The sequence below is a fragment of the Sphingobium sp. TomTYG75 genome, assembly GCF_054771635.1.
In genome coordinates this window covers 251,203-274,296 of sequence record NZ_BSRE01000001.1, presented here as the reverse complement: position 1 = coordinate 274,296, position 23,094 = coordinate 251,203, and the positions used below count along the sequence as shown (strand labels likewise).

21 protein-coding genes and 2 tRNA genes are annotated in these 23,094 nt (G+C 62.8%); 10 read left to right on the top strand and 13 right to left on the bottom strand.

All coding sequences use genetic code 11. From position 1 onward, the window contains the following. Positions 1-4 precede the first annotated feature (4 nt). A complete protein-coding gene (gene mltG / locus ACYU81_RS01255) occupies positions 5-976 on the top strand; it encodes an endolytic transglycosylase MltG (protein ID WP_460986005.1) in 972 nt (323 codons plus the stop codon). A gap of 170 nt (positions 977-1,146) precedes the next feature. Here mltG and ACYU81_RS01250 read toward each other — a convergent pair whose 3' ends face one another. Further along, positions 1,147-1,566: a sugar transporter gene (locus ACYU81_RS01250; protein ID WP_460986004.1), complete on the bottom strand. Its 420-nt coding sequence runs from the start codon at positions 1,564-1,566 to the stop codon at positions 1,147-1,149. Positions 1,567-1,662: 96 nt separating this feature from the next. Here ACYU81_RS01250 and ACYU81_RS01245 point away from each other — a divergent pair, with 96 nt between their 5' ends. Genes ACYU81_RS01245 through ACYU81_RS01230 form a run of 4 tightly spaced genes read left to right on the top strand, consistent with a single transcriptional unit; the run spans position 1,663 to position 4,377 of the window. Next, positions 1,663-2,202 carry a redoxin family protein gene (locus ACYU81_RS01245; RefSeq protein WP_460986003.1) on the top strand — a complete coding sequence of 180 codons (540 nt, stop codon included), beginning with the start codon at positions 1,663-1,665 and terminating at the stop codon, positions 2,200-2,202. 37 nt (positions 2,203-2,239) lie between these two features. Next, positions 2,240-2,731, top strand: coding sequence for a 2'-5' RNA ligase family protein (locus ACYU81_RS01240; RefSeq protein ID WP_460988084.1), 492 nt, complete (start codon positions 2,240-2,242; stop codon positions 2,729-2,731). A 58-nt stretch (positions 2,732-2,789) separates the two neighbouring features. After that, on the top strand, positions 2,790-3,785 hold the full coding sequence (hemB, locus tag ACYU81_RS01235; RefSeq protein WP_460986002.1) for a porphobilinogen synthase: 996 nt from the start codon (positions 2,790-2,792) through the stop codon (positions 3,783-3,785). Between the two features lie 4 nt (positions 3,786-3,789). Further along, a complete protein-coding gene (locus tag ACYU81_RS01230) occupies positions 3,790-4,377 on the top strand; it encodes a gamma carbonic anhydrase family protein (RefSeq protein ID WP_460986001.1) in 588 nt (195 codons plus the stop codon). A gap of 122 nt (positions 4,378-4,499) precedes the next feature. Here ACYU81_RS01230 and ACYU81_RS01225 read toward each other — a convergent pair whose 3' ends face one another. From ACYU81_RS01225 to zwf, 5 genes are all read right to left on the bottom strand, one after another. Next, on the bottom strand, positions 4,500-5,012 hold the full coding sequence (locus ACYU81_RS01225; protein ID WP_460986000.1) for a hypothetical protein: 513 nt from the start codon (positions 5,010-5,012) through the stop codon (positions 4,500-4,502). A gap of 53 nt (positions 5,013-5,065) precedes the next feature. Next, positions 5,066-5,683: a bifunctional 4-hydroxy-2-oxoglutarate aldolase/2-dehydro-3-deoxy-phosphogluconate aldolase gene (gene eda, locus ACYU81_RS01220; protein ID WP_460985999.1), complete on the bottom strand. Its 618-nt coding sequence runs from the start codon at positions 5,681-5,683 to the stop codon at positions 5,066-5,068. Next, on the bottom strand, positions 5,683-6,648 hold the full coding sequence (glk, locus tag ACYU81_RS01215; RefSeq protein WP_449473133.1) for a glucokinase: 966 nt from the start codon (positions 6,646-6,648) through the stop codon (positions 5,683-5,685). Before glk ends, eda begins: the two co-directional genes overlap by 1 nt. Positions 6,649-6,757: 109 nt before the next feature. Continuing rightward, positions 6,758-8,584 (bottom strand): phosphogluconate dehydratase, encoded by a 1,827-nt coding sequence (gene edd / locus ACYU81_RS01210; RefSeq protein ID WP_460985998.1) that lies wholly within the window; start codon positions 8,582-8,584, stop codon positions 6,758-6,760. Beyond that, entirely contained in the window at positions 8,577-10,052 is a 1,476-nt protein-coding gene (zwf, locus tag ACYU81_RS01205; protein ID WP_460985997.1) for a glucose-6-phosphate dehydrogenase, read from the bottom strand. The genes edd and zwf overlap by 8 nt, the downstream gene beginning before the upstream one ends. A gap of 198 nt (positions 10,053-10,250) precedes the next feature. On the opposite strand from zwf, the gene ACYU81_RS01200 reads away from it, so the two are divergent. Next, positions 10,251-10,335, top strand: a tRNA-Leu gene (locus tag ACYU81_RS01200). A 357-nt stretch (positions 10,336-10,692) separates the two neighbouring features. On the opposite strand, the gene ACYU81_RS01195 is transcribed toward ACYU81_RS01200, so the two are convergent. The 5 genes from ACYU81_RS01195 to ACYU81_RS01175 all read right to left on the bottom strand — a co-directional run bounded on the left by ACYU81_RS01195 (position 10,693) and on the right by ACYU81_RS01175 (position 17,265). Continuing rightward, the gene (locus tag ACYU81_RS01195; RefSeq protein ID WP_460985996.1) at positions 10,693-11,832 is read right to left on the bottom strand and encodes an aminotransferase class I/II-fold pyridoxal phosphate-dependent enzyme; all 1,140 of its coding nucleotides are present in this window, start codon (positions 11,830-11,832) and stop codon (positions 10,693-10,695) included. Between the two features lie 7 nt (positions 11,833-11,839). Then, positions 11,840-12,529 carry a 6-phosphogluconolactonase gene (gene pgl, locus ACYU81_RS01190; protein ID WP_460985995.1) on the bottom strand — a complete coding sequence of 230 codons (690 nt, stop codon included), beginning with the start codon at positions 12,527-12,529 and terminating at the stop codon, positions 11,840-11,842. After that, complete coding sequence (gene galE / locus ACYU81_RS01185) at positions 12,519-13,535, bottom strand: UDP-glucose 4-epimerase GalE (RefSeq protein WP_460985994.1); 1,017 nt, start codon at positions 13,533-13,535, stop codon at positions 12,519-12,521. The genes pgl and galE overlap by 11 nt, the downstream gene beginning before the upstream one ends. Before the next feature lie 242 nt (positions 13,536-13,777). Then, positions 13,778-15,952 carry a 3-hydroxyacyl-CoA dehydrogenase NAD-binding domain-containing protein gene (locus ACYU81_RS01180; protein ID WP_460985993.1) on the bottom strand — a complete coding sequence of 725 codons (2,175 nt, stop codon included), beginning with the start codon at positions 15,950-15,952 and terminating at the stop codon, positions 13,778-13,780. A gap of 104 nt (positions 15,953-16,056) precedes the next feature. Beyond that, the gene (locus ACYU81_RS01175) at positions 16,057-17,265 is read right to left on the bottom strand and encodes an acetyl-CoA C-acetyltransferase (RefSeq protein WP_460985992.1); all 1,209 of its coding nucleotides are present in this window, start codon (positions 17,263-17,265) and stop codon (positions 16,057-16,059) included. Positions 17,266-17,414: 149 nt separating this feature from the next. On the opposite strand from ACYU81_RS01175, the gene ACYU81_RS01170 reads away from it, so the two are divergent. Beyond that, on the top strand, positions 17,415-19,076 hold the full coding sequence (locus ACYU81_RS01170; protein WP_460985991.1) for an MFS transporter: 1,662 nt from the start codon (positions 17,415-17,417) through the stop codon (positions 19,074-19,076). A gap of 4 nt (positions 19,077-19,080) precedes the next feature. Here ACYU81_RS01170 and ACYU81_RS01165 read toward each other — a convergent pair whose 3' ends face one another. After that, the gene (locus ACYU81_RS01165) at positions 19,081-19,662 is read right to left on the bottom strand and encodes a nucleotidyltransferase family protein (protein WP_460985990.1); all 582 of its coding nucleotides are present in this window, start codon (positions 19,660-19,662) and stop codon (positions 19,081-19,083) included. Between the two features lie 193 nt (positions 19,663-19,855). On the opposite strand from ACYU81_RS01165, the gene folE reads away from it, so the two are divergent. Genes folE through ACYU81_RS01150 form a run of 3 tightly spaced genes read left to right on the top strand, consistent with a single transcriptional unit; the run spans position 19,856 to position 22,127 of the window. Further along, on the top strand, positions 19,856-20,464 hold the full coding sequence (gene folE / locus ACYU81_RS01160) for a GTP cyclohydrolase I FolE (RefSeq protein ID WP_449473122.1): 609 nt from the start codon (positions 19,856-19,858) through the stop codon (positions 20,462-20,464). Continuing rightward, positions 20,461-21,297 (top strand): SDR family oxidoreductase, encoded by an 837-nt coding sequence (locus tag ACYU81_RS01155; RefSeq protein WP_449473120.1) that lies wholly within the window; start codon positions 20,461-20,463, stop codon positions 21,295-21,297. Before folE ends, ACYU81_RS01155 begins: the two co-directional genes overlap by 4 nt. Before the next feature lie 53 nt (positions 21,298-21,350). Next, complete coding sequence (locus ACYU81_RS01150) at positions 21,351-22,127, top strand: enoyl-CoA hydratase-related protein (RefSeq protein ID WP_460985989.1); 777 nt, start codon at positions 21,351-21,353, stop codon at positions 22,125-22,127. A gap of 884 nt (positions 22,128-23,011) precedes the next feature. Here ACYU81_RS01150 and ACYU81_RS01145 read toward each other — a convergent pair. Then, positions 23,012-23,087: transfer RNA gene (locus tag ACYU81_RS01145), tRNA-Thr, on the bottom strand. Positions 23,088-23,094 lie beyond the last annotated feature (7 nt).

Here is a 23,094-nt window from a genome sequence, read left to right as displayed (position 1 = left end):
AGCCATGCGGCGGTTCGGGCTGGTTATCCTTGCGATCGGCCTGGCCGTCGCCGCCTTCGTGGCATTCCGCTTCGTTTATGGCTGGACTGAAGCGGGGCCTGCGCCGCGCGACGTCACTGTCATCGTGCCTGATGGGGCGACCGTAGCGGACGCCGCAGTCCTTCTGAAACAGGCGGGCGCGGTGCGCTCCGCCGACGCATTCCTCACCCGGACCAAGGTGTTCGGGCGTGGAAAGTCGATCAAGGCGGGCGAATTCCTGATCCCCAAGGGCGCCAGCAACGCCGACATTTTCTCGATCCTTCAAGGCGGCAAGACGTTGACCCGCCTCGTCACCATTCCGGAGGGCATGCCTTCCATCATGGTGCATGAACGGCTGATGGCGAATGACGAGTTGACCGGGGATGTCTCGGTCCCCGCCGAGGGCAGCGTGCTTCCCGACAGCTATGCGTTCGACAAGGGCGAAAGCCGCGTCGCCGTGCTCAAACGCATGCAGGACGCGATGACGCGCACTCTCGCCAAGCTATGGGCCGAACGCGCGCCCAACAGCGTGGCGAAATCGCCCAAGGAGGCGCTCATCCTTGCCAGCATCGTTGAAAAGGAGACGGCTATTCCGTCGGAACGGCCTACCGTCGCGGGCGTCTATGGCAACCGCCTGAAGGCCGGGATGATGCTTCAGGCCGACCCGACCATCATCTACCCGATCACCAAGGGCAAACCGCTCGGCCGCCGGATCAAGAAGTCGGAGATCGCTGCGGTTAACGACTATAACACCTACGCGATGACAGGCCTGCCCAAGGGGCCGATTGCCAATCCCGGCAAGCTGTCGATCCTGGCCGTGCTGCATCCCGCCGAAACAAAGGCGCTCTATTTCGTCGCTGACGGGAAGGGCGGCCATATCTTCGCTGACACGCTCCAGCAGCATAATGAGAATGTCCGCAAATGGTTCGAAATCCGCCGCGCGCGCGGGGAACTTTGACGAACGCCTGTAATTGCTCTCGTCATCCCAGCGAACGCTGGGATCTCCCCGGCTAGGGCGAGAGCAATCGAGAGAGATGCCAGCCTCCGCTGGCATGACGGAAGGATGAAGCGACTGAACGACCGCCGCGGAACGATGGTGGGGCCGAAATAGCGCCTACTCTGCCCAGTTCACCGCAGCACACCCGTCGCCCTCAACCGCATCGCATAAAGCCACTGCCCAACCGCAATGGCGAATATCACCGCCGGAAACACCGCCGCCGCCGCGCCCTTCACCGCCCACAAATCGGTGCCCAAAAAGCTGTAGCCAAACTGCACCACGACAGCGACCATCGACAGCGCGAACAACGCCACTGCCGCCGCCTTCCGCAGCAACAATAGCATGGCTCCAGCCGTCCCTGCGCCCACCGCAACAGCATAGGCCGCCCAAGCCCAATCCGGCATCTCTGCAAAGATGCGAGCGGTGTAGGGATCGCTTTCCGCCAGCGTCGCCAGATCAGCGCCATATTGCATGGCAAAGGCCGCCACGCCGATCAAATTCCAGATCAGCAGGCCGATTGCGATGAATTTGAAGGATCGTGACGTGCTCATATGAGTTTCCCCTCCCTGAAGCCTTTGCCCACGTAGCCGACCATCATATAGATGCGTTTCACCGCGTGAAAGCGATGCTGACCGGGAGATGATGAAATGCTCGGACGTTCCATACCTGATGTAACGCTGAAGACCCGCGTGCGCGACGAAAGCGTTGGCGGCCCCAATCCTTTCCGCTGGCAGGATGTCCAGACGGGCGACCTGTTCAAGGGTAAGCGGGTGGTCGTATTTTCGCTGCCGGGTGCCTTCACCCCGACCTGTTCGACCGAACAATGCCCTGCTTTCGAACGCTTCTACGACGATTTCAGGGCGCTGGGAGTGGACGATGTCTACTGCATTTCGGTCAATGACTCCTTTGTCATGTACCAGTGGGGCAAGCATCTCGGCATCAAGAATGTGAAGCTGCTGCCCGACGGATCGGGCGACTTCACACGCCGCATGGGCATGCTGGTGAAGAAGGATCATCTGGGCTTTGGTGACCGGAGCTGGCGCTACGCTATGGTGGTCGATGACGGTCAGGTGGTCGCATGGTTCGAGGAGCCCGGCATCAACGATATCGGAGAGGATGACGATCCCTACGGCCAGACGAGCCCGGAACCGGTGCTGCAATGGCTGAAGGAACATCCGGCTGACTGAAGGCCCGGGCACCGCGCCGATCCTATTGACGGCGCTTATGGGAGCGGAGGATTTCGCCTGGGCGGATGGCCTCCGCCGTGCCCATTTCCCGCCGGAACGCAACAAGGTGCCCGCGCATATTTCGCTGTTCCATCATCTGCCGCCGACGCTGCTGCCGGAATTGAGCGACAGGATGAAGCGGGTGTGCGCCGCGCCGCCGCCGCTCGCGATGATAACCGGCGTCATGTTACTCGGCCGGGGCGTCGCGTTCGGCCTTAATAGTGACGGCCTGCTCGCAATTCGGGACGAACTGGCCGAAGCTTTTCGCGGCCTGCTCACCCCGCAGGATCAAGCGCGTCCCCGCCTGCACATCACCGTCCAAAATAAGGTGGAGCCATCGCTCGCTCGCGCACTTGCCGATCAGTTGAAGGCAGAGTTTCGTCCCCGCCCGCTCCGCATCGCGGGTCTAGCGGCCTGGTATTATCGCAGCGATGGATCGTGGGATCTCGCCAAGAAGGTGAGCTTTCGTTCCGCGCGCATCCTTACATAGCTCCGACATGGCACAGCGGAACCTTGATCGGGTGGTCCGGGCGGCCTAAACCCCGCCGATGACCCACACTTCTTATCCGGCGCTCCGCCTGCGCCGCACCCGCGCCGCCGCCTGGACCCGCGCGCTGCACGCCGAAAATCGCCTGCACCCGAGCGACCTCATCTGGCCGCTCTTCGTCACGGAAGGGCAGGGGGTGGAGGAACCGATCGCGTCCCTTCCGGGCGTCTCGCGCTGGTCGGTCGATGGCATGGTGGCCCGCGCGCGGGAAGCCCGCGACGCTGGCATTCCCTGTCTCGCGCTGTTCCCCAACACGCAGGCCGATCGCCGCAGCGATGATGGGGAAGAAGCGCTTAACCCCGACAACCTGATGTGCCGCGCCATCCGCGCGATCAAGGACGCAGTGCCGGACATCGGAATCCTCACTGACGTCGCGCTCGATCCCTATACCGCCCATGGCCAGGACGGCCTGCTCGACGAGCAGGGCTATGTCATCAACGACGCCACGATTGACGTGCTGATCGGCCAATCCCTGAACCAGGCGGCGGCGGGCGCGGACATCATCGCGCCCAGCGACATGATGGACGGCCGCGTCGGTGCGATCCGCGAGGCGCTGGAGGAAGAAGGCCACGCCAATGTCCAGATCATGGCCTATGCCGCCAAATATGCGAGCGCCTTTTACGGCCCGTTCCGCGACGCGGTCGGCTCCAGCGGCCTTCTGAAGGGCGACAAGAAGAGCTACCAGATGGACCCGGCCAACAGCGAGGAAGCGCTGCGCGAAGTGGCACTCGACCTCGCGGAGGGCGCGGACAGCGTCATGGTGAAGCCGGGCCTGCCCTATCTCGACATTATCGCGCGGGTGAAGGACCGGTTCGAGGTGCCCGTATTCGCCTATCAGGTGTCGGGCGAATATGCGATGATCGAAGCCGCCGTCGCTGCGGGAGTGGGCAACCGTGACGCGCTGGTGCTGGAAACGCTGCTAGCGTTCAAACGCGCCGGTTGCTCGGGCGTTCTCACCTATCACGCGCTCCACGCCGCGCGGCTGCTGGGAGCCTGACGCCATGCCCGATCATCCGCACGCCGCCCATGCCGATCATCCCGGGGCGACCATCCTGACCTTTGGCGGCAAGACCCCGGTCATCCACCCCAGCGCCTTCATCGCGCCGGGCGCGCGCATCATCGGCGATGTGGAGATCGGGCCGGATAGCAGCATCTGGTATAATTGCGTCGTGCGCGGCGACGTCAACGCGATCCGCATCGGCGCGCGCACGAATATTCAGGACGGCAGCGTCATCCACTGCGACGGCCCCGATCCCGCCAAGCCGGATGGCTGGCCCACGATCATCGGCGATGATGTCCTGATCGGCCATATGGCGATGATCCACGGCTGCGAACTCAAGGACCGCGCCTTTGTTGGTCTTGGCGCAGTGGTGATGAACGGCTGTGTCATCGAAAGCGACGCGATGCTGGCCGCCGGAGCGCTGTTAGCGCCAGGCCGCAGAGTCCCGCACCGGCAGCTTTGGACCGGCCGCCCCGCCAAATATGTGCGCGATTTGAGCGACGAAGCGCTGATCAACATGCGCGAAGGCGTTGACCGCTATGTCCACAATGCGAAAGCGCACAAGGGCGCATTGAAGGCGGACGCCTGAACCACATACTTGCATCCGTTCGCCCTGAGCCTGTCGAAGGGCTTCACTTTCTTGAACAACAGAAAAGGGTTTCGACAAGCTCAGCCCGAACGGAAATCTAACGTTCGCGTAGCCCCAAAAATTCAAGGCTGAGCCAGCCGCCCCTTAACCGCATCGATCCGGTCATTCTGCGCATCCACGATCGCCAGCGCCACCTTCCGCGCCGCATCGATCTGCTCCACCCCACCCTTGGCTTTGTCCTCCGCCAGCGCATTGCTACGCTCGACATAAAGCGTGTCGAGACTGGCGAGCGCCGAAACGCTATCATTCCGCGCCGCCTCCAGCGCGCTGATAGCAAGCTGCGCCGCGACCCAGGATTCGCTGGACACCGCCGCGCCCGCAGCAGCTCGCGTTGCCCGATCCGCGCCGGGCCATGCCTTGTCGAACGCCGCACTGCCCGCCTGCGCCTGCGCCGCAAATCGGTCAACCTGCGCCCGCAAAGCCGGATCGGCCTCAACCGGCACCGGAGCAGCCGGAGCTTCTCCCACCGGCGCATTCTCCACCGCCCGCTTGGCGAGTGAAGGATAGCCCGTCAGCGTCCCGGCACAGCCAGAAAGGAAAAGGGCGATGGAAGGGAGCAGCCTACGCAGGATCATGGCGCTGATCTAGGGCGGGAAATCCCGCTGCGCAATGGCGGCAGCGCGAAACGTCAGCGCGGCAGCGCCGCAGCCTCACGCGCCAAAGCCTCGATCTTCGCGGCATCGACCGGCCCCTTGGGCACGACCCAGCTACCGCCGACGCACTTCACAAAGGGTTCGGCCAGCCATTTCGGCGCACTTTCCGCCGTAATCCCGCCCGTCGGGCAAAAGCGCGCGACATGAAGGGGCGCGGCCAGCGCCTTCAAAGCGGGCAGCCCGCCCGAAGTCTCCGCCGGGAAAAATTTGAAATGGGTAAGGCCCAGGTCCAGCCCGCGCATGATGTCGCCCGCCGTGGCCGTTCCGGGAAGGATCGGCACCCGCGCCGCGATCGCCGCCTTGCCCAGCGGTTCAGTGAGGCCAGGGCTGACGATGAACCGCGCGCCTGCCTCCATTGCCGCGTCCAGTTGCGACGGGTTCAGCACGGTGCCAGCGCCGACCACCGCGCCCTCGACCTTCGCCATCTCGCGGATCACGTCCAGCGCAGCGGGCGTGCGCAGCGTGACTTCCAGCGCAGGCAGGCCGCCCTTCACCAGAGCCTGCGCGATGGGCAGCGCGTCTTCCACCCGATCCACCACCAGCACCGGGATGACCGGCGCCAGCTCCATCACCTGTTCAACGCTGAGCGACATTATTTCTTCTCCCGAAAGGCGGCGGCCGCCCCGTAAAGTCCAATCTCTTCATGCACGGCAAGGCGGATGGGCACCGTCGCCATCAGGCTTTCAAACCGCCCCTTGGCGACGAAGCGCCGATGAAAGCCGCTCTGTGGCAGCAAGCCGCGCATCCGCTGCGTCAGTCCGCCCGCCAGCACGACCGCGTTCGGCCCCTGCGCCAGCGCCAGGTCGCCCACGACCGATCCATAGCAAAGGCACAAGCGATCGAACGCCGCCCGGGCGAACTCGTCCGTGCCGTCAATGGCTGCCTGCCACAATTCGGCATCCTCCATCAGGATGACGCGGTCATGACCGATGGTCGCCATTGCCTTGTAGATATTGTTGAGGCCCGGCCCCGACACGACCCGCTCGGTAGACACGCGCAGGAATTTGTCGCGCAGATAGGCGAGGATCTTTTCCTCCAGCGTATCAAGCGGCGCGAAGTCGATATGTCCGCCTTCGGTCGCGATCACATGCGGCTCGCCGTCGTCGAACGCGATCATCGCGACGCCAAGGCCCGTGCCCGGACCCACCACCGTAACGCCGCCGTCGCGGGGGAAAGGCCGGTCTTGCCCGAACAGCAGCGGCAGATTGTCGTCCGGCAGGCGCGCGACGGCATGCGCTACCGCTTCGAAATCATTGACCAGCCGCATCTGCTTCAGGCCCAGTTCCTCGTCCAGCGTGTCGGGCCTGATCATCCAGCTGCTGTTGGTCAGCTTGATAACATCGCGCCCGATCGCGGTGGCAAAGGCGATCGATGCCGCCTTGGGCAGATTGCCGCCTTCATCATGCGCGAAAGCTGCCCAGCAGGCTTGCAGGTTGGGAAAGTCCGCAACCTTGTATTTCCGCACCTTGCCCAATGTGGGCACGTTCCGCGCGCTCAGTTTGGCGCGAGCAAAGCGGGCATTTGTACCGCCAATGTCGGCAGCGATGATGTCGGTCATAGGACCACTCCAATCATGGCGTCATCCCAGCGCAAGCTGGGTTCTCGTAAGGCCGGGCCGTGCCCTCTCGCCGGAGATGCCAGCATGCGCTGGCATGACGGGTGGGGGATTATAATTCAGCTTCCATCGCAGCCAGAATCGGCGACGCGCCGCTTTCCGCCAGATCACTATGATGGCGGAAAAGCGCAAATAGTTCGCGGCCCGTGTCATAGGGCGGCGGCGGCGGCACGGGCAGCTCGCGCGCGTCCCACTCCGCCGCATCGACCAGCGCCTCGATCAATCCCTTGTCAGCACAGACCCGCACCATGTCGCCATCGCGCAGCTTGGCGATCGGCCCGCCACCCAATGCTTCGGGCGACAGGTGAATGGCAGCGGGCACCTTGCCCGAAGCCCCCGACATGCGCCCGTCCGTCACCAGCGCCACGCGGAACCCGCGATCCTGCAACACGCCCAGCGCCGGGGTCAGCTTGTGCAATTCCGGCATGCCGTTCGCGCGCGGCCCCTGAAAACGGACCACGACCACGACGTCGCGTTCCAACTCACCCGCCTTAAAGGCGCGCAGGACATCGTCCTGATCTTGGAACACGGCCGCCGGAGCCTCGATGGTCCAGCGTTCCTTCTCGACCGCGCTCACCTTCATGACGCAGCGGCCCAGATTGCCCGCCAGCAGGCGCATGCCGCCATCAGGGCTGAAGGCGCTCGTCACCGGCCGCAGGATGGCGTCATCGCGCGATACCGGAACGTCGCGCCATTGCAGCGCTTCATCCTCCAGCACCGGCTCCTTGCCATAATCGGTCAGGTCGGCTCGAGCCACCGTCATGATGTCCCGGTGCAGCAGTCCGTTGTCCAGCAGCTCGCGGATGACGAAGGACATGCCGCCAGCCATGTGGAAATTATTCACATCGCCCGCGCCGTTGGGATAGACCCGCGCCAGCAGCGGCACGACATCGGAAATTTCCGCAAAGTCGGTCCAATCGACGCTGATCCCCGCCGCCCGCGCTATCGCTGGCACATGGATCGCATGGTTGGTCGATCCGCCGGTAGCCATCAGGCCGATGATGGCGTTGACGATCGCCTTCTCATCGATGCAATGGCCGAGCGGCCGGTAATCATCGCCGTCCCATCCGATGCTGGCCAGCCGATGCACCGCCGCCCGCGTCAGTTCGCTGCGCAGCTTCGTACCCGGATTGACGAAGGACGCGCAGGGCATGTGCAGGCCCATCACTTCCATCATCATCTGGTTGCTGTTGGCGGTGCCGTAAAATGTGCAGGTGCCCGAGCCATGATAGCTGGCGCTTTCGGACTCCAGCAGCTCTTCTTTGCCGACTTTCCCCTCGGCATAAAGCTGACGGATGCGGACCTTTTCCTTATTCGCGAGGCCCGATGGCATCGGCCCGGCGGGGATCAGGATCGTCGGCAGATGCCCGAAACGCAGCGCGCCGATCAGCAGCCCCGGCACGATCTTGTCGCAGATGCCCAGCAGCGCCGCACCCTCGAACATCGCATGGCTGAGCGACACCGCCGTCGCTAGCGCGATCGTGTCGCGGGAAAAGAGCGACAGGTCCATGCCCGCCTGTCCCTGCGTCACGCCATCGCACATGGCCGGGACGCCGCCCGCCACCTGCGCCGTCGCGCCGACCTCACGCGCGGCGATCTTGATCGCTTCGGGGTAGCGGCCATAGGGCTGATGCGCCGAAAGCATGTCATTATAGGCGGTGACGATGCCGATATTCATCGCGCTGCCCGTGCGGATCACCGGCTTGTCCTCGCCGCTCGCCGCAAAGCCATGGGCAAGGTTGCCGCAGGACAGTTGCGCGCGGTTAGTCCCGGCGTCACGCCCCCGCTCGATCAGGTCCAGATACTGGCGGCGGCGCGGCGCGCTCCGCTTTACGATGCGTTCGGTGACCTTGGCGATCACCGGATGAAGATCAGTCATGCCAGCTGGCTCCGTCTCGTTCAATCAGGGCAATGGCCGAAGACGGCCCCCAGTTCCCCGAAGCATAGGGCGAGGGCTTCACCCCTGCTTCTTTCCAGCCGTCGATGATGGAATCGATCCATGTCCACTGCGCTTCGACCTCGTCCCGGCGCACGAACAAAGTCTGGTCGCCCGCCAGCAGATCCAGGATCAACCGCTCATAGGCAATCCGCCGCCGCTGCCCGGCAAAGGCGGCGGTCAACGACACGTCCAGCGTCACCTCTTCCAGATGAACGTCGCGCTCCAGCCCCGGCCTTTTGCTCATGATCAGCAGGCGGATATATTCGTCGGGCTGAAGCCGGATGATCAGCGTGTTGGGCTCCAGCCCCGAACCGCCGCCCGAATGTTGCCCGTCGCGGCCGAATATCGAATGCCGCACAGGCTTGAATTGAATCTGGATTTCCGACTGGCGCGTCGGCATTCGCTTGCCCGTGCGCAGGTAAAAGGGAACGCCCTGCCAGCGCCAATTGTCGATATGGGCTTTCAACGCGACGAAGGTTTCGGTGTCGGAAGCCTTGCCCAATTCGTCACTATAGCCGGTGACGATCTCACCGCCGACCGCGCCCGGCGTATATTGGCCGCGTACGCTGTTGGTCTTCACCGTCTCCGCCGTCATCGGGCGCAGTGATCGCAGCACCTTGACCTTCTCGTCACGGACGGCGGTCGGGTCCATGCGGGCAGGGGGTTCCATCGCGATGATCGACAGGATTTGCAGCACATGGTTCTGCACCATGTCGCGCAGCGCGCCGACGCCGTCATAATAGGAAACCCGGCCTTCCAGCCCGACCGTCTCGCCGACCGTGATCTGCACATGGTCGATCGCCGTGGCGTTCCACAGCGGCTCGAACATCACATTGCCAAAGCGCAAGGCGAGCAGATTCTGCACCGTCTCCTTGCCCAGATAATGGTCGACCCGGAAAATCTGGCTTTCGTCGAACAACGCGCCGATGCCGTTATTGACCTCCTTCGAAGAAGCGAGGTCCTTGCCGATCGGCTTTTCCATCGCGATCCGCGTCGTCGGTGTGATGAGGCCCGCGTCCGCCAGCCCCTGCGCCGTGGGCGCGAAGAGGGAAGGGGGCGTCGACAGATAGACCGACAGCCCGCGCTCCGCCCGTCCGTCGAGCCGCTTCGCCAGCTTCTTGAATTGCTCCGGCTTCCCCGCTTCGACCGGCTCATACCCGATCATCGCTTTCAGCCGCGCCGCGACTTCCGCATCATAGCGATCAGCGCCGACGAACTTTTGCAGCGCCTTGTCGATGTCGGCGCGAAACGCTTCGTCATCCATCTCCGTACGCCCCGACGCGACGATCATGAAGTCATCGGGCAGCAGACCGTCGCTAAGCAGATTGTAGAGCGACGGAAAGATCATGCGGTGCGCCAGATCGCCGGTGGCACCGAAAAGCAGGAATGTGGCAGACGGATCGGTCAAAGGATGCCCTTTTCCGTTGGGAGGAATTTTTCAGGTCTGCACGAAACGGTCCTATAGCGGTACGGTTTCGTTACGCAAGCAGGCTATCGGCGCACAGCCGCCCCTGCAACCGCCCGACAGCCTTATCATGCACGCGATCTGATTTTTGTCTGGACGCTGGCAGCTGATTTTGCCATTTGGCGCGGGCAGGCCATGCACGCGGGCGTGGTGAAACTGGTAGACGCGCCGGACTCAAAATCCGGTTCCGAAAGGAGTGTCGGTTCGATTCCGACCGCCCGCACCATCCTCCCACCGACAAAAGAATGACCCGGCAGCACGAAGCCGCCGGGCCAAGGGGGACTTTTACCAGGTAAAAGCCTCGGGTCGCGGGGCTTCCCTAGCGCAAAAAGATGACAATTCCAGTTAATCGGCAGCGGTCCATCCATAATGGATCAAACAGCGGGTCAACATTCACCCAGCCGTATTCTTGGAGCAGAGACCCCCACAGCTTCACGTCATAAACAACTTTACGTCATGCCAGCGAAAGCTGGCATCTCGGGCGATACGGCACGGCTTAGCCTCACGAGATCCCCACCTTCGTTGGGATGACATAGACCTTTCCGAACTTCCTCCGCGTCTCCGCGCCTCCGCGTGGAAAAAACTAAACCTGCTGCCGCTGCGCCCCAAACCATGGCACCAGCCGCCTGATCGCTTCCTCCACCCTGTCCGTCGACACGGCAAAGCTGATGCGGATATGCCGGTGCCCATCCACCGGATCAAAATCGATACCCGGCGCCGTCGCCACCCCGGTCTCCTCCAGCAACCGCTGGCAAAAGCCGAGGCTGTCATCCGTCAAATGCCCCACATCTGCATAGATGTAGAAGGCCCCATCCGGCGGCGCGATCTCCTTCAACCCCAGCGAAGGCAGCGCCGCCAGCAGCAACTCCCGGTTCCGCCGATAATTCGCGACATGCCCCTCCAGCTCATCGAGGCAGTCAAAAGCCTTCAACCCCGCATGCTGGGCGAGGGAAGGGGGCGTCAGGAACAAATTCCCCATTCGCGCTCGCGCCGCCTCGACCAGCGCCTGCGGAAACACCACCCAACCAAGCCGCCACCCGGCCATGGAAAAATATTTCGAAAAGCTGTTCACGACCACCGTGTCGGGCGCGAACTCCAGCATCGAATGCGCCGCCTCGCCATAGGAGAGGCCGTGATAAATCTCGTCCGACACGATCCTGATTCCGCGCCGCACACAGACCTCCGCGATTCGCGCCATCTCGTCAGCGGGAATGATCGTGCCCGTCGGATTGGCCGGACTCGCGATGATCACGCCGTCGGGCGCGGGCTCCATCGCCTCCAGCGCCGCCGCGCTGATCTGGTATCGCTCGGCAGGCCCGCAATCCACCTCGACCGGCTCCAGATAAAGCGCTTTCAACGTATTGCGATACGCGACATAGCCGGGCCGCGCCGTTGCCACGCGCGCACCCGGCGCGAACAGGCAAGATAGCGCCAGCACGAGCCCCGGCGAAGCGCCGCAGGTCAGCAAGACCTGCTCCGCCGCCACTGCCACGCCATAGCGTTCCCGATACAGCTGCGCGATCCGCTCCTTCAGCGCCGGGCTCTCCCAATATCCCATCGGATCGCTGTCCAGCACCCGATGCGCCTCGGCAATCGCAGCGGCAGGCGCGCCGGTCGAAGGCTGGCCGAACTCCATATGCAGGATCGACCGCCCCTCGGCCTCCAGCCGATGCGCCTCCACCCCAATGGCGATGGCATGAAAAGGATCAATCTGCGCAATCATGCGCGCCTTACTCCGAAATCCAGACCTCGACCGACACGCCATGCTGGCACAGCGCCACCCGGATCGGCAGCTCCTCAACTGGCCCGCCAGCCAGCGCGCGTTCATAAACCGCCTTCTTCGCCGCGCCACCGATTTGCAGGAAAATATGCCGACTCTTCAGGATCGCCTTGGCGCTCAGCGACATGCGCTGATGCGGCGCGGCAGGCGGCGTCACGGCCAGCGTCAGGGCGCTCGTAGCCAGCCCCTCGGTCAGCTCCTTCGCCTCCGGGAACAGCGAAGCCGTATGCCCATCCTCGCCCATGCCGAGCAGCACGATGTCGAGCGGCCAAGGCAGCTCCGCCAGTGCCGCTTCACACGCAGCCTGCCCCGCATAGGCATCCGCGGCGTCATTCTTCATGCCAACGAACCGCGCCTTAGCCGCCGCGCCCTGCAACAGCGTCTCGCGAACCAGACGCTCGTTGCTGTCCGCATGATCGGGCGCCACCCATCGCTCATCGACCAGCGTCACGACGACCTTGTCCCAATCCAATCCCGCCGCCGAAAGCGCCTCCAGCACCGGCCGAGGCGATCGCCCGCCTGACAGCGCGATCGTCGCCACCCCCCGCGCTGCGATCGCATCGCCCAGTACGAACTCGATCCGCCGCGCCATGTCGGCCGCCGCCAGACCGCCATCAACAAAAAGATGCTCAGTGGGCATCGCGATCGCCCCTTATGTCAGTCAGCTTGCGCTCCCACGCTAGCGCATGGGTGACGATCTGGTCCAGATCGGCATAGCGCGGCTGCCACGGAAATTCCGCCATGATCGCCCGATTGTCGGAGATCAGCGAGTCCGGATCGCCCGCGCGCCGTCCCTCCATCCGCCGGTCGATCTTGATGTTCGTCACCCGATCAACCGCATCCAGCACTTCCAGCACGGAAAAGCCGCGCCCATAGCCGCAATTGAGCAGATAATTCTGTTCCGGCCTGGCCATCAGCGCGTCCAGCGCCAGCACATGCGCCGCCGCCAGATCGGTGACATGAATATAGTCGCGCACGCCCGTCCCATCCAGCGTGTCGAAATCGGTCCCGAACACCGACACAAACTCCCGTTTCCCCAGCGCAGCCTCGACCGCCACTTTGATCAGGTGCGTCGCGCCAGCCGTCGACTGACCCGTCCGCCCCTGCGGATCAGCGCCCGCGACGTTGAAATATCGCAGCGCGCAGAAGTTCATCGGATGCGCCGCGCTGACATCGCGCAGCATATATTCGGTCATCAGCTTGGACATGCCATAGGGATTGATCGGCCGCTGCGGTGTCGTCTCCTTGACGGGGCTTTCCTCCGGAATGCCATAGGTCGCGGCGGTGGAGGAAAAGATGAAATGCGGCACGCCAACCGTCACCGCGCTCTCGATCAGGTCGCGGGTCTTGGCGCTATTGTTGTGATAATATTTGAGCGGGTTCTCGACCGATTCCGGCACCACGACGGACCCGGCAAAGTGCATGATCGCCTTCACGTCGTAATCGCGCAGAGCTTGTTGCACCAGTGGCTGGTCGGCAATATCGCCCTCAACGAAGGCCAAATTGTCCGGCACCGCCCAGCGAAAACCCGTCACCAGATTGTCGATCACGACGACGCCATAACCGGCATCGCGCAGCGCCAGCACCGCATGGCTTCCAATATAACCGGCACCGCCCGTGACCAGAACCGTGGGCTTTTCGCTCATAAAAAGGACGTCTCCCGAAAATGTCGGGCGAGACCTAACGCACTGTCCAAACGATTGACAGCCTTCCGTGTTGCGCTGCGAGATCAATCGGACGAACACCGCGACCGGGGTGGCATGGCATCACTCTCACCCAACCTCCGTTCGTCCTGAGCTTGTCGAAGGACTTTTCTTCTTAGAAAGAGAAGGCTTCGACAGGCTCAGCCCGAACGGGGGTGAGGGACCTAAATCGCGAGCTTCAGCCTTCAAGCCGCAGCCTTCACCCCATCGTCATAAAAAGCCACCCCGCTCGCCGCCATATCCTGCAACTGCAAGGTCGGCGCAAAGCGATCCCCATGCCGCGCCGCCAGCCGCTCCAGCACGGCTACCACATGGCCGATCCCGACCGTATCCATGTGGGAAAACGGCCCACCCGTCCAAGGCGCAAAGCCCCAACCAAAGATCGCGCCCAAATCGCCATCTTCCACCGTCTCCAGCACGCCCTCCTCATAACAGCGGGCGCATTCTACCAGCTGCCGATAAAGCAGCCGTTCCTTCACCTCTTCCACATCAGGCTGCACCGCCGCGCGCGGAAACATGTCTTCCAGTCCTGGCCATAGATGCTTCTTGTCGCCCTCGGGATAATCATACCATCCCTTCGCGCTCTTGCGCCCAAGCCGCCCCAGCTCGACCATGCGCGCCATCACCGCGTCGGATGGCTGCGCTACATAGGCATCACCCAATTCCTTCTGCGCGGCGACGACGATCTTGTGGCCCAGCTCGATGGACACTTCGTCACCAACAGCCAAAGGCCCGACCGGCATCCCCAATTGCCGCCCGGCATTTTCGATAAGCGCCGGGTTGATCCCCTCGGCCACCATCTCGACGCCTTCCTGCACATAGGTGCCGAAACAGCGCGAGGTATAGAAACCGCGCGAGTCATTGACGACGATCGGCGTTTTCTTGATCTGACTGACGAAATCCAGGGCCTTGGCGATCGCGGCGGGGCCGGTCTCCTTGCCCAGGATGATCTCGACCAGCGGCATCTTCTCCACCGGGGAAAAGAAGTGGATGCCGATGAAATTGGCGGGCTTGCTCCATGCGTTGGCGAGCTTGGTGATCGGCAGCGTCGACGTGTTGGACCCGAAGATCACATCAGACCCTAAAACTTCCTCGAGCTTCTTGGTCACCTCCGCCTTGATCGCGACATCCTCGAACACGGCTTCGATCACAAAATCAGCCCCGGCGAGCGCCGCGTAGTCGGTCGTCGGCGTCACGCGGGCCAGCGTTTCCGCCATTTTTTCTGGCGTCATGCCACGGCCCAGCCGCTTCTTCAGCACATCCTCGACATGCGCCTTGCCTTTCTCGGCATAGGCGAGGTCGCGGTCGAACAGCATGACCTCCATGCCCGCCTGCGCCGCCACCGTCGCAATCCCCGCTCCCATCATGCCCGCGCCCAGCATGGCGAGCTTCTTCGTCGGCGCCTTGGGTTGATCCTTCGGCCGCCGCGCGCCGCGTTCGGCGGCATTTTTGTTCACGAACAGGCTGCGGATCATGTTCGCCGCCTGCGGTTCCGCAGCGACCTTGGCGAAATATTTGCTCTCCACCCGTATCGCCCGATCAAACGGCAGCAGAGCGCCTTCATAGACCGCCGACAGCAGAGCCACCGGCGCATTCATGTTCCGCTGCGTCTGCTTCAAAGTCATCGGTACCGCGCCGACCATCATCTGCACGAAGGCAGGGTTGAACGCGCCCGCACCGCCCGGAAACTTGAAGCCCTTTACATCCCACGGCTGCGCGCTGGCGGACGGATTGGCCTTCACCCACTCTTTCGCCTTAGCGACCGCCGTGCCTTGCGGCACGACTTCATCGACGGCCTTCAGCATCGCCGCTTCGGCCGGGCGGAACAGCTTGCCCTGCAACATATACATCAGCGCCGCCTGCACGCCGATCAGGCGCGGCAGGCGCTGCGACCCGCCGCCGCCAGGGAAAAGGCCGATCAGGATTTCCGGTAGGCCCAGCTGCGTCCTGGGGCTGTCTCCCACTACCCGCCGGTGACAGGCCAGCGCCAGTTCGAACCCACCGCCGACGCAGGTCCCCTCGATCGCACAAGCCACCGGCTTGCCGCATGTCTCCAGTCGCCGAAAGAGCTGATTGAGTACGAAAACCTTGTCGAAAATGTCGGCCGGGGCAGAGCGCTTGCCCGTCGCGCTCGCCAGCATCGACCCGAAATATTTCAGGTCCATGCCCGCCATGAACCCGCTATCCTTGCCCGAAGCAATCACCGCGCCCTTGATCGCTTCTTCCGAACCGATGCGCACGATTGCCTCGTCTAGATCGGCGAGGAAATCGGGACCGATGACATTCATCGACTGACCCGGCACGTCGATAGTCAGCGTGGCGATGCCGTCCGCATCGATGTCAAAATTGATGGTCTGCATAAAGCTACTGCCTCTCAACTCCGTTCGCCCTGAGCTTGTCGAAGGGCTTTTCTTTTCTTCAAGAAAGAGAAGGGCTTCGACAGGCTCAGCCCGAACGGAAAATTCTACATGCGCTCGATAATAATCCCTGTCCCCATGCCCGCACCCACGCAAAGGTTCACCAACGCCGTGCCCTTGCCCGACCGTTCCAGCTCATCCAGCGCCGTGCCCAGTACCATCGCACCAGTCGCGCCCAGCGGATGGCCCATGGCAATCGCGCCGCCATTCACATTGATCTTGTCATGGTCGAGGTCCATCGCCTGCATGTAGCGCAGCACCACGCTCGCAAAGGCCTCGTTCAGCTCCCACAGGTCGATGTCATGGCTGCTCATCCCCGCCCGGTTGAGCAGCTTGCCCGCGACGAACTCCGGCCCCGTCAGCATGATCAGCGGCTCGGACCCGATCGATGCCATTGCCCTGATCCGGGCGCGGGGCTTCAAGCCATATTTATCGCCCATGTCCTTGTTGCCGACCACTACAGCCGCCGCGCCATCGACGATGCCCGAACTGTTGCCCGCATGATGGACATGGTTCACCCGCTCCAGTTCAGGATATTTGAGCAGCGCGATCGCGTCGAAGCCCGGCATTTCCTCACCCAGCGCGGTAAAGCTCGGTTTCAGCGCAGCGAGCGACTGCATCGTCGCGTCGGGCCGCATATGCTCGTCATGGTCCAGCACCACGGAACCGATCACATCACGCACAGGAATGATCGATTTGGCAAAGCGTCCTTCGTCCCACGCTGCCTTCGCTCGCCGCTGGCTCTCCACCGCATAGGCGTCCGCATCGTCGCGGCTAATGCCGAACTTCGTCGCGATCACATCGGCGCCGATGCCCTGGGGCGCGAAATAGGTCTTGTAGGCGACCGCCGGGTCCATCGCGATCGCGCCGCCGTCAGATGACATCGGCACCCGGCTCATCGATTCGACGCCGCCGCCGATCGCTAGGCCCGCTTCGCCCGAATAGACCTTCGCCGCCGCCATGTTCACCGCTTCCAGTCCCGACGCGCAAAACCGGTTGATCTGCACGCCCGGCACCGTCTGCTCATAATCGGCGTTCAACACGGCCGCGCGCGCGATGTCGCCGCCTTGTTCGCCGACCGGTGTGACGCAACCAAGTATCACATCGTCCACGTCAGCCGTGTCGATGGCGTTGCGGTCCCGCACTGCCTGCAACACCTGTGTCGCCAGCTGGATAGGGGTGATTTCATGCAACGACCCGTCCGGCTTCCCTCGACCTCGGGGCGTCCTCACGGCATCGTAGATAAAGGCTTCCATCGCTCGGTCATTCCTCTCCGCTTGGCGTCCAGCGTGCCGCAAATGTATTTACGTTTACGTAAAGTGCAAGCCTATTCGCTTTAACATTGAACTGCTTTCCTTCCTTCCGCGTTTGACGCTCCAATCGTTTTCGGGTTCATGCATTTTCAGTGTCAGAGGCAGATTCTCCTCCAGCGCCATCGCCCTTCGCCATCCCCATCTTCCGCGCGGTATGGTTCGCCAGCCTCGCGTCCAACTTCGGTGGGTTGATCCAGTCGGTCGGCGCGGCATGGATGATGACCTCGCTGTCGGGCTCGCCCATGCTCGTCGCGCTGGTGCCCGCATCGACAACCTTGCCGATCATGCTGCTCTCGCTATGGGCAGGCGCGGTCGCGGACAATCTTGATCGTCGCCTCGTCATGCTCGCCTGCCAGCTGTCGATGCTCCTGGTATCGGCGTCGCTCGCGCTATTCGCTTGGGCAGGGCTGCTCACGCCCTGGTCGCTCCTTGCCTTCACCTTCCTCGTCGGCTGCGCCACCGCTATCAACGGCCCCGCCTGGCAAGCATCGGTCGGCGACATGGTCCCACGTTCCCAACTGCCCAGCGCCGTCGCGCTCAACAGCATGGGCTTCAACCTTGCGCGCAGCGTCGGCCCCGCACTCGGCGGCATCATCGTCGCAGCCGCAGGCGCCGCCGCCGCGTTCCTCACCAATGCGCTGAGCTATATCGCCCTGACCATCGTGCTCCTCCGCTGGCAGCCGGAACGCGGGCCGAAGCTCCTGCCGCGCGAACGCCTCGGCCTCGCGATGAGGGCAGGCGCGCGCTATGTCGCCATGTCGCCCAAGATCCAGCTCGTCCTCCTGCGCGCGGCAGCTTTCGGCATCGGCGCGAGCGCGGTGTCCGCCCTCATGCCTCTAGTGGCGCGCGACCTGTTGAAGGGCGACGCCCTTACCTTCGGCATCCTGAGCGGCGCCTTCGGCATCGGCGCAGTCCTGGGCGCGCTCTCGTCAGGCAGGCTCCGCCGCCGCTTTGCTATCGAAACCATCGTGCGCTCGGCCGCCCTTGCGCTGGCAATAGGCACCGCTATCACGGCTTCCACCGGCTGGCTGCTTGTAACGATAGCGGGGCTCCTGCTCTGCGGCGCAGGCTGGGTCATCGCGCTGTCGACCTTCAACGTCTCGGTCCAGATGTCCGCTCCCCGATGGGTGCTGGCGCGGGCTGTGGCCCTTTACCAGATGACGGCGTTTGGCGGCATGGCACTGGGCGCCTGGCTGTTCGGCTGGCTGGCGGAGCATATGGGCGTGGTGACGTCGCTCCACGTCGCCGCCGGGGTGCAGTTCGTGGCGGCGATGGTCGGCCTTTTCCTACCGCTATCCCAGACCGGCGACGAAAATCTCGACCTCCTGAACCGCTGGCAGGAACCGCAGACCTCGGTGCCCATAGAACCACGCAGCGGCCCAGTCGTCATCACCATCGAATATCGCATCCCGGCGGGTTCCGTCGTGCCGTTCCTCACCGCGATGAGCGAGCGCCGCCGCATCCGCCGCCGCGACGGCGCGCATGGCTGGTCGCTGCTAAGAGACCTCGCCGACCCCGAATTATGGGTCGAGCGTTATCACGTCTCCACGTGGCTGGACTATGTCCGCCACAACAGCCGCCGGACCATGGCTGACACCACCAATTCCGACGCCCTCGCAGCATTGCACAGCGGACCTCATCCGCCAGTCGTTCATCGCATGCTGGAAAGGCAGACCGGTTCGCTACCGATCGGCCGGATGCCCGACGTGCGGGAGATGGACGACCCGATGACCGACCCGACCCGGTCGAGCTGATCGCCTATCCGTGCGGCAGGTCGTCCGGCGTGTCGATATCGACGAGCGAACTGCTCATCGCTTCGATCTGAAGCCCTCGGCTTAACAGCGCCCTAGCGCCCTGATCACCGCGCAGGGTCAGCAACTCGGGAAAATGCTTTCGTCCGATGAAGGCGGGCGGCGAGGAGGAAAAGCCGTCCGTACTCGCCACCACCGACCGCACATCCTCCGCTGCCAGGCATATCCGGTTATAATGCGACTGCTGCACATAGGGCATGTCGGCCAGGCAGATGAGAATGCCCCGGCAGCGCCTGATCGGCATGACATGATTTACGGCCAGCACGATACTGCTCGCCAGCCCCTCTTCAGGCTTGTCATTGACCAATATGCTGTAGCCGCGCCTCTCCAGTTTCCGGTGAATGTCAGGAGCATCCCCGATCGGCCGCGTCACCGCCACCAGTTCCGCGAAGGCGAGGGAGGCGACGGCTTCCAACGTATGGGCCACGACCGGCTTGCCATTGAGGTCGGCCATCAACTTGTCCGCCTCGCCAAAGCGCGACGACGTCCCCGCGGCTAGCAACACGGCTGCGATCCGTTCAGTTCGCACGCTTCAGCCTTGCTGCCGTGGATGGGGGACGGGCGACGGGACGGCCATGCTTATCGGATCGGCTTCTTGTGATGCGCGTTGATGTGCCACCCGGCATGACCCCTGTCCATAGCATAGGTAAAGGGGGCTGGCGTTCCGCAAACATAGCCGCCATATGCGCCCTGAACAAAGATAATGAGGAGTAGTGTCGGCCATGGACTATGATCCCGATGCCGAGGCTGTAGGCGAAGCGACAAAGGAAGCGGTGCCCGTCGATGTGGCAGATGCTATCCGCACGTTGATCCGCTGGTCGGGCGACAATCCGACGCGAGAAGGCCTGCTCGAAACGCCAGAACGCGTCGCGCGGGCGTGGCGCGAATATTGCCGTGGCTATGGCGACGATCCGGCCTATCATCTGTCGCGCATCTTCCACGAAGTGGGCGGCTATGACGATATCGTTCTGCTGAAGGACATACCGTTCCAGTCGCATTGCGAACATCATATGGCGCCGATCATCGGCCGCGCGCACATCGCTTATCTGCCCGGCAAATATGTGGTCGGCATTTCAAAGCTGGCGCGCGTTCTGCACGCCTTCGCCAACCGCCTTCAGGTCCAGGAACGCCTGACCGCCGAAGTCGCCAACTGCATCTGGGAACATCTGAAGCCTCAGGGCGTGGCCGTAGTGATCGAAGCGACGCATGGTTGCATGACCGGGCGGGGCGTTCGCACACCCAATGTGCTCATGAAAACCAGTCGCATGCTCGGCGTATTCCGCGAGGACGAAAAAAGTCGCGAGGAAGTGCTGAAGCTCATCGAATCGTGAGCGGCGAGGAAACACCCGCTTACCGGCCCCTTGGCGGCGCGCGCGGGCAGGCCGAAGGACCGCTGCCGCTGGCGAACAAGCGCTTGGCGCTGATCACCGGCGGCCACAGGCGGCTGGGCGGCGTCATTGCCGCCGGGTTCGCGCGTGTCGGCTATTCGCTCGCCATTCACGGCAGCCATGATACCCGGCTGGACTCGGCGCTTGCCCTGACGCTCGATGAAAATGGCACGGAATGGGACGGCTTCACCGCCGACTTCTCTGATCCTGAAAGCGCCGAGGAACTCGTCGCCAAGGTCGCCGAACGCTTCGGTCGTCCGCCCGACATATTGGTGAACAGCGCCGCGATTTTCGGTCAGGACCGGCTGGACAATGTCTCCGCCGACGATCTGATGCGGCATTATGCCGTCAACTGCGCCGCGCCCGCGTTACTCACAAAATCGTTCGCAACCATACCGGCCGGGGTGGCGGATCGGTGCATCATCAATATCCTTGATCAGCGGATCGATCATCCGCACGCCGATCAGCTGGCCTATACCTTGTCGAAGTCGGCGCTGGCGGGGCTAACCCGCCTTTCCGCCGCCAGCCTCGCTCCACATATCCGGGTCAACGCAGTCGCGCCCGGTCTCACCATTGCCACGCCTGATTATGATGAGGCACAGATGGAAAGGCTGCAATCGGCCATGCCGCTCGGCCGCCTGCCGCTGGCGGAGCAGATTGCAGAGGCGGTTCTCTATCTGGCGCAGGCGAGCGCCGTTACCGGGCAGACGCTTTATGTCGATGGTGGCGCACATATGCGCAGCTACGACCGCGACTTCATGCATATGGGACGGTGATCGGCGGCGGCTGTTGCTGCCCCGCTCCACCGCAGATTTGAAGGAAGATGACGATGAGCTTTGAAACGATTTTGGTCGAACAGCGTGAAGCGGTGACGCTGGTCACGCTTAACCGTCCGCAGGCGCTTAACGCACTCAATACGCAAGTTCTGGCGGACCTGAGCGCCGCTTTCGCGGCCTACGATGCCGACCCTTCACAATTGTGCCTGGTTCTGACCGGCAGCGAAAAGGCCTTCGCCGCAGGCGCCGACATCAAGGAAATGGTCAGCAAGGAAGCCGCCGACTTCTTCCTGGAGGACTTTTTTTCCGGCTGGCAAAAGCATGTGGTGGCGACGCGCAAGCCGTGGATCGCCGCTGTCGCGGGCTTCGCGCTGGGCGGCGGCTGTGAACTGGCAATGATGGCCGATTTCATCATCGCGGCCGATACCGCCAAATTCGGTCAGCCGGAAATCAAGCTCGGCGTCGCACCCGGCATGGGCGGGTCGCAGCGCCTGACCAAGGCTGTCGGCAAGGCGAAGGCGATGGAAATGTGCCTCACCGGCCGCATGATGGGCGCGGAGGAAGCCGAGCGTTCGGGCCTCGTGTCGCGCATCGTACCGGCGGCGGAGCTGCTGGATGACGCGCTCAAGACCGCTGCGGCCATTGCTTCCATGCCGCCCATGGCGACCATGGTGAACAAGGAGATGGTGAATCTCGCCTTCGAAACCATGCTGGAGCAGGGGTTGCTTACCGAAAGGCGTCTGTTCCAGCTGCTTACCGCCACGGAAGATCGGGTAGAGGGCATGACCGCCTTCGTTGAGAAGCGCCCGGGCGTGTGGAAGGGCCGCTAACCGGCGCGAAAAAATATCCGCACTTATCCACAGCTTTAGACAGGGGCTGTCGCTGAACCGTCAGATTCCGCTTTGAACGACTCACATTTGGTGAGACCTTCGGGTTATCGAAACGAAAGAAGAAACGGAGAAATCCGGATCATCAAATCGGCGATCATATCAAAGATTTGACTGACGTTTTGGTCATCAGGCTGAAATTGGAACTGCAAGGTTCGAATGGAAACTGATGGTCTTCTAAAGACCTTGTCATGCACGCGCGAAAGCGAACGTCGGACGTGGAATTTTGAAGACAGCTGCGGAATATGGCGAATAGCCGGACAGCCGGAGCAGACACGATGCGAAACCTTTTCGGTGGAAGCGTCGCGCGCCGAGTCCGATGATCGCATCCTGAAAGGGAAGCGGATCCGGGACACGACGGAAGTGGGGACCGACAGCAATGTCGGCCCCCATTTTGCTTTTGGGCTGCCCTGCGCCGTTCCACATTATCCTAAAGTCTATGTCTCTTTATTGCCAATCCATCGGCGCGGCTCTTCTGTACTCTATGAGGAGGATAGAGAAGGATCGCATCATGGAAGACCAGCTGAATTCGTCGGTAACGGAGGACAGACGCAATTTTCTGAAGACCTGCGGCCGGTTCGCTGCAACGGTTCCGCCCGCCATGACCATCCTTTTGTCCACTTCGCTAAGCTCCGAAGCGATCGCCGCATCCAGTGGCGGTGGGGGCGGAGGCGACCGAGGCCCCAGGGACAGCGGCCCCAAACCCGGTCCCGATTCCACGCCCAAATATGGCTCACTCGACACTGGGATAAAGACAGTGGAAGTGCGGCGGGATAAACCGGAAAATAAAAAGGGCGGTTTTTAAAACCGCTGCCCTGCAAGAGCGATGGTGCCGGCTAGAGGGTTCGAACCCCTGACCCCCTGATTACAAATCAGGTGCTCTACCAACTGAGCTAAGCCGGCACGTCGT